This is a genomic window from Ruegeria sp. BHSA123, assembly GCF_059613425.1.
In genome coordinates this window covers 1-12142 of the sequence record NZ_JBXWSL010000069.1, presented here as the reverse complement: position 1 = coordinate 12142, position 12142 = coordinate 1, and the positions used below count along the sequence as shown (strand labels likewise).

At 59.4% G+C, this 12142-nt stretch carries 15 protein-coding genes and 1 riboswitch; of the genes, 5 read left to right on the top strand and 10 right to left on the bottom strand.

The features are described from left to right. Both AC2FNC_RS18045 and pdxR read right to left on the bottom strand, forming a co-directional pair. Nucleotides 1-658: thiamine pyrophosphate-binding protein (locus AC2FNC_RS18045; protein WP_496716153.1), on the bottom strand; the 658-nt coding region annotated here is incomplete at its 3' end. Between the two features lie 125 nt (nucleotides 659-783). Next, the gene (gene pdxR / locus AC2FNC_RS18040) at nucleotides 784-2244 is read right to left on the bottom strand and encodes a MocR-like pyridoxine biosynthesis transcription factor PdxR (protein ID WP_496716152.1); all 1461 of its coding nucleotides are present in this window, start codon (nucleotides 2242-2244) and stop codon (nucleotides 784-786) included. 133 nt (nucleotides 2245-2377) lie between these two features. On the opposite strand from pdxR, the gene AC2FNC_RS18035 reads away from it, so the two are divergent. Together AC2FNC_RS18035 and AC2FNC_RS18030 are read left to right on the top strand one after the other, a co-directional pair. Beyond that, nucleotides 2378-2686 carry an ArsR/SmtB family transcription factor gene (locus AC2FNC_RS18035; RefSeq protein ID WP_209507696.1) on the top strand — a complete coding sequence of 103 codons (309 nt, stop codon included), beginning with the start codon at nucleotides 2378-2380 and terminating at the stop codon, nucleotides 2684-2686. Further along, nucleotides 2679-3710, top strand: coding sequence for a permease (locus AC2FNC_RS18030; RefSeq protein ID WP_496716150.1), 1032 nt, complete (start codon nucleotides 2679-2681; stop codon nucleotides 3708-3710). The genes AC2FNC_RS18035 and AC2FNC_RS18030 overlap by 8 nt, the downstream gene beginning before the upstream one ends. A gap of 55 nt (nucleotides 3711-3765) precedes the next feature. Here the strand turns inward: AC2FNC_RS18030 and AC2FNC_RS18025 are convergent, their stop codons facing one another. After that, nucleotides 3766-4155 carry a hypothetical protein gene (locus AC2FNC_RS18025; protein ID WP_480474103.1) on the bottom strand — a complete coding sequence of 130 codons (390 nt, stop codon included), beginning with the start codon at nucleotides 4153-4155 and terminating at the stop codon, nucleotides 3766-3768. 51 nt (nucleotides 4156-4206) lie between these two features. Continuing rightward, entirely contained in the window at nucleotides 4207-4968 is a 762-nt protein-coding gene (locus tag AC2FNC_RS18020) for a DUF1013 domain-containing protein (RefSeq protein WP_480520957.1), read from the bottom strand. A gap of 130 nt (nucleotides 4969-5098) precedes the next feature. Here AC2FNC_RS18020 and AC2FNC_RS18015 point away from each other — a divergent pair, with 130 nt between their 5' ends. Continuing rightward, nucleotides 5099-5728 (top strand): ribonuclease T2 family protein, encoded by a 630-nt coding sequence (locus tag AC2FNC_RS18015; protein WP_480555815.1) that lies wholly within the window; start codon nucleotides 5099-5101, stop codon nucleotides 5726-5728. On the opposite strand, the gene AC2FNC_RS18010 is transcribed toward AC2FNC_RS18015, so the two are convergent. The 5 genes from AC2FNC_RS18010 to AC2FNC_RS17990 all read right to left on the bottom strand — a co-directional run bounded on the left by AC2FNC_RS18010 (nucleotide 5725) and on the right by AC2FNC_RS17990 (nucleotide 9957). Then, on the bottom strand, nucleotides 5725-6213 hold the full coding sequence (locus AC2FNC_RS18010) for a hypothetical protein (RefSeq protein ID WP_480555816.1): 489 nt from the start codon (nucleotides 6211-6213) through the stop codon (nucleotides 5725-5727). The two genes, AC2FNC_RS18015 and AC2FNC_RS18010, sit on opposite strands and share 4 nt — an antisense overlap. 137 nt (nucleotides 6214-6350) lie before the next feature. Continuing rightward, the gene (locus AC2FNC_RS18005) at nucleotides 6351-6914 is read right to left on the bottom strand and encodes a histidine phosphatase family protein (protein WP_480555817.1); all 564 of its coding nucleotides are present in this window, start codon (nucleotides 6912-6914) and stop codon (nucleotides 6351-6353) included. Between the two features lie 81 nt (nucleotides 6915-6995). Further along, on the bottom strand, nucleotides 6996-7589 hold the full coding sequence (recR, locus tag AC2FNC_RS18000; RefSeq protein WP_480555818.1) for a recombination mediator RecR: 594 nt from the start codon (nucleotides 7587-7589) through the stop codon (nucleotides 6996-6998). Between the two features lie 61 nt (nucleotides 7590-7650). Continuing rightward, nucleotides 7651-8004: a YbaB/EbfC family nucleoid-associated protein gene (locus AC2FNC_RS17995; protein WP_496716148.1), complete on the bottom strand. Its 354-nt coding sequence runs from the start codon at nucleotides 8002-8004 to the stop codon at nucleotides 7651-7653. Between the two features lie 189 nt (nucleotides 8005-8193). After that, nucleotides 8194-9957, bottom strand: coding sequence for a DNA polymerase III subunit gamma/tau (locus tag AC2FNC_RS17990; protein WP_480555819.1), 1764 nt, complete (start codon nucleotides 9955-9957; stop codon nucleotides 8194-8196). 172 nt (nucleotides 9958-10129) lie between these two features. Here AC2FNC_RS17990 and AC2FNC_RS17985 point away from each other — a divergent pair, with 172 nt between their 5' ends. Next, on the top strand, nucleotides 10130-10642 hold the full coding sequence (locus AC2FNC_RS17985; protein WP_480488864.1) for a protein-tyrosine phosphatase family protein: 513 nt from the start codon (nucleotides 10130-10132) through the stop codon (nucleotides 10640-10642). Here AC2FNC_RS17985 and AC2FNC_RS17980 read toward each other — a convergent pair. Further along, entirely contained in the window at nucleotides 10634-11041 is a 408-nt protein-coding gene (locus tag AC2FNC_RS17980) for a hypothetical protein (RefSeq protein WP_480520948.1), read from the bottom strand. The two genes, AC2FNC_RS17985 and AC2FNC_RS17980, sit on opposite strands and share 9 nt — an antisense overlap. A gap of 91 nt (nucleotides 11042-11132) precedes the next feature. Next, a riboswitch (cobalamin riboswitch) is annotated at nucleotides 11133-11351 on the bottom strand. Between the two features lie 133 nt (nucleotides 11352-11484). Here AC2FNC_RS17980 and AC2FNC_RS17975 point away from each other — a divergent pair. Beyond that, nucleotides 11485-12142 (top strand): alpha/beta hydrolase family protein (locus AC2FNC_RS17975; protein ID WP_496716146.1); only part of this gene is annotated, 658 nt, incomplete at its 3' end.

Below are 12142 nucleotides of genomic sequence, written 5' to 3'. Positions count from 1 at the left end.
CTTTCGACGCCTCGATGCCGCCTTCGGCCAGAACCACACCGGCGCCGTTCAGAATGACAGGGTTCCTGGCGTTCGACAGCAGCTCGGCCGCCTGGGCCACGGCGGTTTCGCCGCCCGAGGGGCGCTCGAACTCGACAATGGCGGGCAGGTCGATATCGACAACCTGGGTCCACATGTCGCGCGGGATGTTCAGCTGCGCCGGGGCGCTGGCGCGCTTGGCCTGCATGATCACACGGTTCAGAACCTCGCAGACGCGGGTCGGGTCGCGGACCTCTTCCTGATAGGCAACCATATCCTCGAACAGCTTCATCTGCTCGACTTCCTGGAAGCCCCCCTGACCGATGGTCTTGTTGGCCGCCTGCGGGGTCACCAGCAGAAGCGGCGTGTGGTTCCAGTAGGCAGTCTTGACGGCGGTCACAAAGTTGGTGATGCCCGGGCCGTTCTGCGCAATCATCATCGACATCTTGCCGGTGGCACGGGTGTAGCCATCCGCCATCATCCCCGCGCTGCCCTCATGCGCACAGTCCCAGAACATGATCCCAGCCTTCGGAAACAGGTCCGAAATCGGCATCATCGCCGAGCCAATGATCCCAAACGCATGCTCAATACCATGCATCTGCAAAACCTTAACAAAGGCCTCTTCCGTCGTCATCTTCATCGCGGTGCTCTCCAAGCAAGAGTGAGGAAACCGGGCACCGGGGCCCGGGGGTTGATATGGTTTTGGCGTAAGGGTGCGACCTGCGTTAGGGCCAGACGCGTCTGCGGAATATGTCCAGTGCGATCTCAGGCTGACCGGATGGCTTCCGCGATAAGTTCGACGCCGGGGCCTATGCGGTTGGTCGAAATAGAAGAGTACCCGAGGCGGTAGAAGTTCTGCGGCCTGTCGGGCCCCGAGAAAAACGGAGCACCCGGCTCGATATGAACGCCCTGGTTCTGTAGTCGGAGCGCAAGCTGCGTTGTGTTGACGTGCTCAGGGGCCGACATCCACATTGATGAGCCGCCCATAACACCCCGCCCGGCCACTGTCAGCCCGCTTTCCTCGATGGCTTTGTCCATCGCATCGCGCCGCTCTTGCAGGGCTTTCGACATACGTCGGATCTGCGCGTCGTAATGGCCCAATGACAGAAAATACGCTGCCGTGCGCTGAATATGACCCGGAGGGTGGCGCAGGACCAACGAGCGAAGCGCACGTGCTTCGCGGATGAAAGGTTCGGACCCGACCATATATCCAAGCCGCAATCCCGGGAACAGCGATTTGGAAAAACTGCCCACGTAAATCACGCGCCCATCCCGATCCATCGACTTGAGTGCAGGCGAAGGCGCGCTGCGAAAGGCCATCTCGAATTCGTAGTCGTCCTCGACAACCATTGCATCCAGATCGCGTGCCCGATCCAGTAGCTTGTTGCGGCGGTCGACCGGCATCGTCGCGGTTGTCGGGCTTTGATGGCTGGGGGTGGTAAAGATGACATCCGCTTCGTCGGGGATCGCCTCCGGTGGCAAGCCGTCGCGATCGACGCTCAGGGGCGTCACAGCGCAGTCCCAGTGGTTCAAAAGGCTTCGCAGCGCGTAGTAGCAGGGATCTTCGATTACGGCCGTGCGATTGTGGGTCAGCAAAATGCGAGAGGCCAGCCAAAGCGCGTTCTGCGCGCCCAAGGTGATCAAGATCTCTTCGGGGCGGGCAACGATACCACGGCGCGGCAGGGTGTGGCGCGCGATGAACTCGATCAACAACGGATCATCCTGATCCACGTAATCCCCTGTCAGCGAATCGAAGTCCTTATGCCCCAATGCGCGAACCGCACACAATCTCCAGTTGGCGTGATCAAACAGGGTCCGGTCGGCCTGACCGTAGATGAACGGATAGCGGTATTCGCGCCAGTTGCTGGGTTTCGGCAGGACGTCGCTGTCCAGAAAGCGGCGTGCCAGTGCCTTGTCCCAGTCGACAGATTCCGTGCCGCGCTGCACAGGCGAGTATTTGGGCGGAACCGGCGCGTTTTGCGAGACGTAATATCCTGAGCGACCCTTTGCCGTCAGATAATCATTGGCCAGCAACTCGGTATAAGCCAGCGTCACAGTGATGCGGCTGACACCCAGATGTGCGGCCAGCTTTCGCGAGGATGGCAGTTTTTCCCCGACATGAAAGCGACCGGACAGAATGCCCTCGGCAATCATCTGCTGGATCTGGGCCTGCAACGTGCCCTGACCGTTGAGCTCAAGAAAGAATGTTTCGACCGATATCCCCATGCCTGCTTATAGGTTGGACTTAAGGCGGGGGCAATCTGGACTTACAGTGCCATGGAAAATTTTCCCAAGGTGGGTTGACCAGGATCTTTTATAAAACTAAAAAACTAGAAATCTAGTTTAATGGAGGCGACTCATGTGGGAAACCGCTGCTGCCGGATTTTCCGCCATGGGCTCGGAAGCCCGGCTGAAAGTTCTCAAGACACTGGTGCGGGCTGGTGAGGCCGGTCTGACTGTTGGCGAAATCCAGAACCGGACAGGGATTGCCCCGTCGACTTTGGCGCACCACCTGCGGTTTCTTGCAGCCGGAGGTGTGGTTGAGCAGGAAAAGATCGGTCGCACCACCATCAACCGGGCCTGTTATGACGAATTGAAGACGCTGGCGCAGTTCATTCTCAGTGAATGCTGCGCTGACGCGGTTGGAAAGGCGGCCAACGATGGCTGAATTGACGCAATCCCCCCGACTGACCGCCAAAGGCGCGATGGAGATGATCAAGACGCCCTGGGCATTGATTGTCGTCATTCTTGTGGCGGTGGCCGTTCTCGACCCCGGCAACCTGACTGAGGTTGTGAGTTTTGCAGTCAGGGCCTTGGCGCATACAGGACAATACATCCTGTTTGCCGTGCTTCTGTTGTCATACCTCAAGGCAACCGGGGCCGAGGTGATGGTGGCGCGCGCTTTTGAAGGGCGCGAGACCCGGATGATCTTTCTGGCCGCCCTGTTCGGCGGCCTCGCACCGTTTTGTTCTTGCGAAGTCATTCCCTTTATTGCGGGCTTGCTTGCACTCGGAGCGCCCCTGTCGGCCGTGATGGCGTTCTGGCTCAGCTCGCCATTGATCGACCCACCGACGCTTTTGATTACGGCTGCTGCACTGGGGTGGCCCTTTGCGATCGGCAAGGCGGTTGCCGCCGTTGCGCTTGGCCTCTTCGGCGGGTTCGCGGTTCGGTGGCTGATGCGGCAGGGCGCGTTTGCACAGCCCTTGCGCGAATACAAACCTGCAGGGTGCTGCGGATGTGGTCCGAAGGCGGATGACAAGCCGGTCTGGAAGTTCTGGCAAGAGCCTGAACGCCGGGTTCGGTTCCGTTCGGAATTCGTACACAACGGGCTGTTCCTGCTCAAGTGGCTGGCACTGGCCTATGTGCTCGAGGCGCTTTTGGTCAACTATGTGCCTGCGGACCTCATCGCTGGCGTCGTTGGCGGAGAAGGCGTGCTGCCGATCATCGTTGCCGCACTGGTGGGGATGCCAGCCTATCTGAATTCCTATGTCGCGCCGCCGCTGCTGGCAGGTCTGATCGATCAGGGCATGACCGCGGGGGCTGCGATGTCGTTCATGGTTGCGGGTGCCGTCAGTTCCATTCCGGCGATGGCCGCAGTCTGGTCATTGGTCAAACCACGCGTGTTTGCCGCCTACCTGAGCCTTGGCGTGGGGGGCGCAATAATCGCAGGCATCATCTTTCAGGTGGTATGAACGAAAAAGCCGCCCGGCGTCAGCATCGGCGGCTTTGTTTGGTCTGAATTCTTGATCAACCGGACTCGCAGAGACGGGGCAGTTTGAACCGATACCGGGCTTCACCGCTTTTCACGTAGATGCGTTTTTCCACGCAGGCCGTCGTTCCTACGGTTTTTGAAATCTGCGATTCGGTCGACGTGATCGACGTGGCCGATCCATCGGGCAGGCGAACCGAGGCTACGACGCCGTTCTTCAGGTCCCCGTTCACCGGCGTTGCGGACAGAACCGGTACGATCAGGAAAGCCTCGTGCTCATGTTCGCCTTCGTCCCCCAGCAGAAACAAGGTGGTGACGATGGCGATCATGACAACACCACCCGCCAGACCCAGCCCCCATGTCCTGAGAAAGGCATAGATCGTTACGGCGCGGTGCGGACCGAAAATCGCGGAAAGAATGCTCAGCATGACAAGTCCGTCAAAAAAGCCCCAGCCGTTCCGACCGGGGCTGATTGTCTGTTACAAACGAGGATCATCCTCGTCTTCATCATCCGCCCCGCCTTTGGGCAGGTTGAAGAAACTGTCGGCGTCGATGATAGGCTCGTCGTCTTTTTCATCCGACCGGTCATCGGACAGCGAGAAGGTTTCCAGACCTTCAATCGCAGTCGGGATTTTCGGCGCGGCGTCCATTTCCAGCGACTGCTCGGTCGAAACCAGCTTGCGGCGCTCGTCATCGCTCATCACGCCGCCTTCGGCCGCTTTCTTGGCTGCGGCCTTCTGCACGATCGCATCCAGTTCGGACTGTTTGCACAGGCCCAACGCAACCGGGTCGATCGGCTGCATGTTCGAGATGTTCCAGTGCGTGCGCTCGCGGATCGACTGGATGGTCGGCTTGGTGGTGCCAACCAGCTTGGCGATCTGGCCGTCGCTGAGTTCGGGGTGGAACTTGACCAGCCACAGGATCGAGTTCGGACGGTCCTGACGCTTGGACAGCGGGGTATAACGCGGGCCACGGCGCTTTTCTTCGCCGGATGCCGCCGGGTTGAACTTGAGCTTCAGCTTGTGCAGGTGGTTGTTCTGCGCGGCGTCGATCTCATCCTGGGTCAGCTGGTTGTTTGCGATTGGGTCAAAGCCCTTTACGCCTGCGGCCACATCACCATCGGCGATGCCCTGCACTTCCAGTTCGTGCATCCCTACGAAATCCGCGATCTGCTTGAAGCTGATCGTGGTGTTGTCCACCAGCCATACGGCGGTTGCCTTGGCCATAAGCGGTTTTGCCATCAGCCCGTCTCCTATACATACATCTTTCCCGTCGCCGGAATTCGGCGGCCCCTTGGTTTTGGGGCAGGTTTCCGTTGTCGGGGAACTTGGCCCGTATATAGTCGCCACGCAGCAAGAAGGGAAGAGGCGAATGCGCTGGGTCGTATTGTGGGTTTTCAGCGCGATGGTAGCGCTGGCCGATGGTGAAAAAGCGGGTGAGTTCGACTATTACGTCTTGTCGCTTAGCTGGTCGCCCAATTGGTGCGCCCGGGAAGGGGACGCGCGCGGGTCAGACCAATGTGACGACCGGCACGACCACGGATGGATCCTGCACGGGCTCTGGCCGCAATTTCATCAGGGCTGGCCATCCTTCTGCCGCTCACCCGAGGCGCCGCCATCGCGCCGCATGACGCGGGAAATGGAAGATATTCAGGGTAGTGCTGGCCTTGCATGGCATCAGTGGAAGAAACACGGCACCTGTTCGGGGCTATCTGCGCCCGACTATTTCGCCCTGTCCCGGCGTGCCTATGATGCGGTCGAACGCCCGCAGCTCTTCCGCAAGCTGGACGCATCCGTCAAACTGCCGGCTTCGGTGGTTGAGGATGCGTTTTTGAAGGCCAATCCGGGGCTTGAGCGCGATATGATCACGGTCACCTGCAAAAAGGGCTATATCGAAGAGGTCCGCCTGTGCCTGTCGCGCGATCTTGATCCGGTGCCATGCGGCCGCGATGTGATCCGCGACTGCACCGCCAAGGACGCGCTGTTCGATCCGATTCGTTAAAGTTTTTTGTTCTGGCAGTCCCGCGCATAGTCCAGCGCCTTGGCGGTGCCTTTCAGATCAATCGCCATCACCACCTCACCTGCGGGATTGTAAACCGTCATCGTCTTGTTCTGGGCAATCGCGGTGACGAAATTCCGGTCGGTGAAAAAAACCGTCGCACCGGGCACTTTGCGTTCATTGAACCCGATAGCGGTTGCATCAAAGCTCTTGCCGTCCAGTTCGAACCGGATGGGATAGCTTTTACCCTGTTCAATATTGCCCCAGGCCTTGTTGTAAACGGCGAAGTACCCGCGATTATCCAATGCGTCATAGCCCAGCCGCACGACCGAGAGGTCCTGATAGACCGTCTGGATCAGACACCCGTTCCCAAGCGCGGGGTCCATCATGATGTTCCAGCCTTCGACAAAGCCCTTGTCGACCAGTTCCTGCGACAGGGCAGCGGTTGCGGTGAAGGCGGCGAAGGTAAAGGCGAGAAGGCGGGTCATGGGCGGCTCCAAATAAATCGCTGAATTTACCCATCCTTAGAGTAGTTCGATGGTCATCCAAAGTCGCTTTTTTATCACCGTGACTGTTCTGGCAACGATGATGAGTGCAACATGAGTTCCGAACCCAAACCATTTGCTCAGGTCACTATGGTTTCAACTCCGTTTGAAAGATGAAACACGCAACCCTGAGTTCGCGGTAGCTGTAGCAAATTGTCCAGATCGAGACCCAACCAAAGCCCTCTTAGCACCAAAGACGTGACGCCGTGGGTTACTATGATCGAAGGCTCATCTTGTTCCTTCAGAAATGAGTGTACTCTATCGTAGATATCATCGAAGCTTTCCCCACCCGGGCTGCGGAAGAACCAATGATAGCTTTCATAGGAACAATCGATTTGCTCTCGGATGAAATCACGCGTTGCGCCTTCCCATTGCCCAAACGCGATTTCCATAAGCCGTTCATCATATATCAACTCATGATGAGGCGTCGTTGCTAAGCGGGCGGTATGCACTGCTCTCTCTTGCGGGCTGACGAAAACGCGCGAAGGTGCATTCGGTATTCGCCTGAGTATCTCATTTTGCTTCCGGGCCTGAGACTTGCCAATTTCCGTCAACGGGGAATTCATGCGCCCTTGGAACTTCCCGAATGTGTTCCATTCCGTTTCGCCATGTCGCAGTACAATAAGATCTGGATATTTGTGCAATATATGTACCTGAATTGAATACCGTTGGAGACGCCGTTCTTGCTGACTCTTTTTTAGGGACGTTGATTTATAAATGCTGACCTAAATTTCCTTACGCGCCCTGAGCGCCGCCGTAATCGTCCCATCATCCAGATAATCCAACTCTCCGCCGATGGGCACGCCTTGCGCCAGTGAGGTCAGGCGCACCTGACCTTCCAGCTGGTCCGCGATGTAATGGGCGGTGGTCTGACCGTCGACAGTGGCGTTCAGGGCAAGGATCACTTCGGTGATCCCTTCGGCCAGAACCCGATCCCTGAGGCGGGGAATGCGCAGTTCGTCGGGGCCGATGCCGTCCAGTGCGGACAGCGTGCCACCCAGCACGTGATAGCGGCCTTTGAAGACCCCTGACCGCTCCATCGCCCAGAGGTCGGCGACGTCCTCGACCACGCAGAGTTCGCCGGTCGCTCGGGCCTCGCTATTGCAGATGTCACAGATATCCGTGGTGCCCACGTTGCCGCAATTCAGGCATTCGCGGGCGGTGATGGCCACTTGCTGCATGGCGTCTGACAGGGGCGTCAGAAGCAGAGCGCGTTTGCGGATCAGATGCAGCACCGCACGGCGGGCCGAGCGCGGGCCGAGCCCCGGCAGTTTGGCCATCAGGTCGATCAGATTGTCGATTTCGCTGTTCGTGCCCATGGCCTGCCCTGCTTTGCACCGGAGGGAGCCTCCGGCGGGAGTATTTGGGAAAAGATGAAGCTCAGAACGGTAGCTTGATGTCCTTCGGCAGGCCCATGCTTTCGGTCAGCTTGCCCATTTCTTCCTGTGAACGTTCGGCAGCTTTAGCCTGAGCGTCCTTGATGGCGGCCAGGATCAGGTCTTCGACCACTTCCTTGTCGTCGCCGTTGAATATCGACGGATCGATGTCCAGCCCCTTGAGTTCACCCTTGGCTGTGGCCGTTGCCTTGACCAGCCCCGCACCGGATTCGCCGACAACCATTATGTTGTTCAGCTCTTCCTGCATTTCGGTCATCTTGGTTTGCAGGTCTTGTGCGGATTTCATCATCTTGGCCATGTCGCCCAGTCCGCCAAGCCCGCCGAGTCCTTTCAGCATCAGTCGTCTCCTGTGTTTCTGTTTGGTTCTAAATACGGACCGCAGGCAGGCGGCACAAGAGGTCTCCCGCCTGTCCTGATCAGAGCGTCGCCGACCGATCAGTCATGCGCCTGCATTCCCACCCTCAGTTGTATCGTGGAGGGGCGTGAGTATGCCGGTTTCTTGAAACTTGGACCCACAAGCTTAGGGCTAATCCTCTTCGAAGGGGTCCCATTCATCTTCGACTTCGGGAAGGGCCTCAGTCTCAACCTTGGCGGCACGCTGTTCAGGTGTTTCGATCCTTATGATCCTCGCCTTGGGGAACTGCGTCAGCACGGCCTGAACCAGCGGGTGTTCTTCGGCCTCGGCTTTCAGGGCCAGTTCGGCCCGGTCCCGCACTTCCGCGATGGTCGCGGCATCCCCGTCCGAGACAATGGAGACGGCCCACCGATTGCCAGTCCAGCGTTGCAGGGCAGAGCCCAATCGCGACGCCAGATCCGACGGTGCCTGAGGCGTCGGGGTGAATTCGATCCGGCCGGGCTGGTACGACACAAGGCGCATGCCGCTTTCCACCTCGACAAGCAGTTTCACATCGCGGTTTGTGCGGATCAGTTCCACCACATGCCCGAAGGTTGGATAGCGGGCCAGGGCCGTCTGGGCATCCTGCGCCAGCGCGGCAACCGGTGCGCCACCCGCGCCGCGCGGGGGCGATGCATAGGCAGGCGGCGGGGTCGCGTTGGATTGCGTTGCCACCGGGGCCTGCCGGGACATTGACATGCCCCCGCCCGGCCCGCCGGGTGGCGAAGGTGGGGCGTCTTGCAGCCGTTTGATCAGCTCTTCGGGGCTGGGCAAATCGGCGACATGCGTCAGTCGGATAACAGCCATTTCGGCGGCCATCATCGCGTTGGGCGCGGCAGAGACTTCCTCCAGCGCCTGCAGCAGCATTTGCCACATCCGGGTCAGAACCCGCATCGGCAAGGCCTCGGCCATGTGCTGGCCCCGTGTGCGTTCGTCGGGGGAAACCGTCGGGTCCTGTGCCGCGTCAGGTGTGATCTTTACGACGGACACCCAATGCGTGATTTCGGCCAGATCGCGCAGCACGGCCAGAGGGTCCGCGCCTTCCGCATATTGTCCGCTCAGTTCAGTGAGCGCCCCTGCCGCGTCACCGCGCAGGATCATGTCCATCAGGTCCAGAACACGACCACGATCCGCCAGACCCAGCATCGCACGGACCTGATCGGCGGTCGTCTCGCCAGCCCCGTGTGAAATCGCCTGATCCAGCAGTGAGGTCGCATCCCGGGCCGACCCTTCTGCAGCGCGGGTGATCAGCGCCAGCGCATCGTCGGCGATCTGCGCGCTCTCGGCCCCGGCGATCTTGCGCAGCAGGCCGATCATGTCTTCGGGCTCGATCCGGCGCAGGTCAAAGCGCTGACACCGCGACAGAACCGTGACCGGCACTTTGCGAATCTCGGTGGTCGCGAAGATGAATTTCACATGTGCGGGCGGTTCCTCGAGCGTCTTGAGCAGCGCGTTGAATGCGCTGGTCGAGAGCATGTGAACCTCGTCGACGATGTAGATCTTGTAGCGCGCGCTGGCTGCGCGATAGCGGACACTGTCGATGATCTCGCGGATATCGTTGACGCCGGTACGGCTGGCGGCATCCATTTCCATCACATCGACATGGCGGCCTTCCATGATCGCGATGCAATGCTCGCACTGACCGCAAGGCTCTGTTGTCGGCCCTCCGGTTCCATCCGGTCCGATACAGTTCATGCCCTTGGCGATGATCCGTGCCGTGGTGGTTTTACCCGTTCCGCGAATGCCGGTCATGACAAAGGCCTGCGCAATCCGGTCGGCTTCAAAAGCGTTTTTCAGGGTGCGCACCATGGCATCCTGACCCACCAGGTCGGCAAAGGTTTCCGGGCGGTATTTGCGGGCGAGAACCTGATAGGCGGGGCTGGGCGTGTCTGTCATGTCTACTCGCTCGGATTCGGTGCTTCGGCACAGCGTAGTGGCGGCGGCAGTCCGCGTCCACTGTGGGGCGTGATGATTTTTTGTTTCAGAAACGGGCTGGTTTCCAACTAAACTGGTCCAGCGGATTTAATGGCTCATTTCTTAAAGAGTACCTTGGGGGAGGACGCACTTCATGTCGCAGCTGGTCATTTTTGCTCTGCAGGTCGGAGGCGGAACGCTTGCCCTTACTTCAATGCCCGGGCGTGGCGGGGATTACGTCGGCGATCTGGATATGATTGCGGCGTGGAAACCGGGCCTTGTGATTTCAATGACGACGGATGTTGAAATGCTTCAGGATGGCGCGCAGCACTTTGGCAGCGACATCCAAAGCCGTGCCAGCCGGTGGGTTCACCTGCCGATCGAAGATTTTGGAGCACCGACGCAGGCGGTTCAGAAGGCCTGGCCAGAGGTCAGCGCCACGGCCCGACATGCGCTGTCGGGCGGTGGCCGGGTTCTTGTGCATTGCCGTGGGGGGTGCGGCAGATCCGGGATGATTGTTCTGCGACTGATGGTTGAATGCGGTGAACGCGCCAGCGACGCACTGGACCGCCTGCGGGCCGTGCGCCCCTGCGCTGTCGAAACCGATGCGCAGCTGGCCTGGGCGTCCCGGATCACCCCGGCACAGGTGGAAGTGGGATCAAGCTGACAGCTGCTGGGGTGCGTAGCCGGTTTTCCGAGGCCGGATCGTTGAAACCTCGATCATGGCGCAAGGCGGGTTCGCGACAATGCCCGAGGGCAGCGTGCTGAATGTAGGTCCGAAGATCAAATCGGCATAGGCATCAAGGTCCCGAATTGCCGTATCAGGGTGCGCCCCGCAGAAAACGCGAACGCTGTCGGATCGCGCTCGGATCGTTGCCATGCACCCTTCCGCGCAATGTGATAGCGCGCTGCTGCCTTCAAATTCGAAATCCTCGCTGGTGGCCGAAACCGCCTGCGCCATGGCTTCGGAAATCGAGCGGGCCAGTCGCGCCAAAGCCGGGCAGGTTTTGCCCGTCCGCTGGCACACTGTTGCGCTGTATTCGTGTGACTTTGTCTTCCAGATCATCCTGCGCCCTCCGCGCGTGGTGGGCTGGAATATTGGGGCAGGTGGGACAGCATTTCGCCGTCAGGACCTGCCCGGACACCCCGCCCGAGTTTCGGTTTCAGTTCCGATGGCAGGTCTCCTGACTTGCGGGTCATTGCTCTGCCGACCTTCCCAGCCCATAGGCCAGTGGTATTTCGGCATTGCTTAACGCTTACAGTTGCGGGGGCAGTCGCGGACTTGGTTGATGCCTGCGTGACCAGACAAACCGCACCGTGTTCCCTTTTCATCCCGACCTCTTGTGGGGGCCGGAAACCATCACACAACCGCTAGCGTCTGATCGCGTTCCGAGTCAAGCCGATCTTTAGGCCGGACGTTTGGTCATGCTGGATGCGGTTTACGTTCCGGCCTAGTGTCATCAGCATCGAAGGCAGGCAAACCGATTGTTTCAGCGAAAGCCGGGAATCATGTTGGATACGGAACAGACGGTGTTGATCGAAGATTTCCGCTTTCCGTCAGGGTCCGTGACCTTGTCGGCGCGGTTGCATCGGCCAGTGGGTGAGCCGGAAACCGTTGTCGTGCTGAACAGTGCCACAGGCGTGCCGCGTGACTATTATCAACACTTCGCGCGATGGCTGGCTACCGAGCGGGGGATAGCTTGCCTGACCTATGACTATCGGGACTACGGGCTTTCTTTGGTCGGTCGCCTGAAAGACGCAACTGCAACAATGGCGGATTGGGCATTGATCGACATGCCAGCGGCACGGGCCGAATTGCGCAGGCGATTTCCTAAGGCGCAGCACTGGACCATTGGCCATTCGGTCGGTGCGATGCTGGGGCCGGTGCAGCCGGATATCAACCAGATCGACCGTATGATCTGTGTGTGTTCGGGGCTGGTGACTTTGAAAGATCACCCATGGCCCTATCGGGGGCTGGCGGGGCTGTTCTGGTATGGCCATGCACCGCTGATGGTGCGGGCGCTTGGCTATCTGCCTGGCAAAGCAATCGGGTTTGGCTCGGACCTGCCCGCCTCGGTCTACTGGCAATGGCGCAAATGGTGCACAGCTCCTCTTAGCTACGTTCCCGAGATCGGGCAGAATTTGCCTGATGCGCATTGGGGCAGTT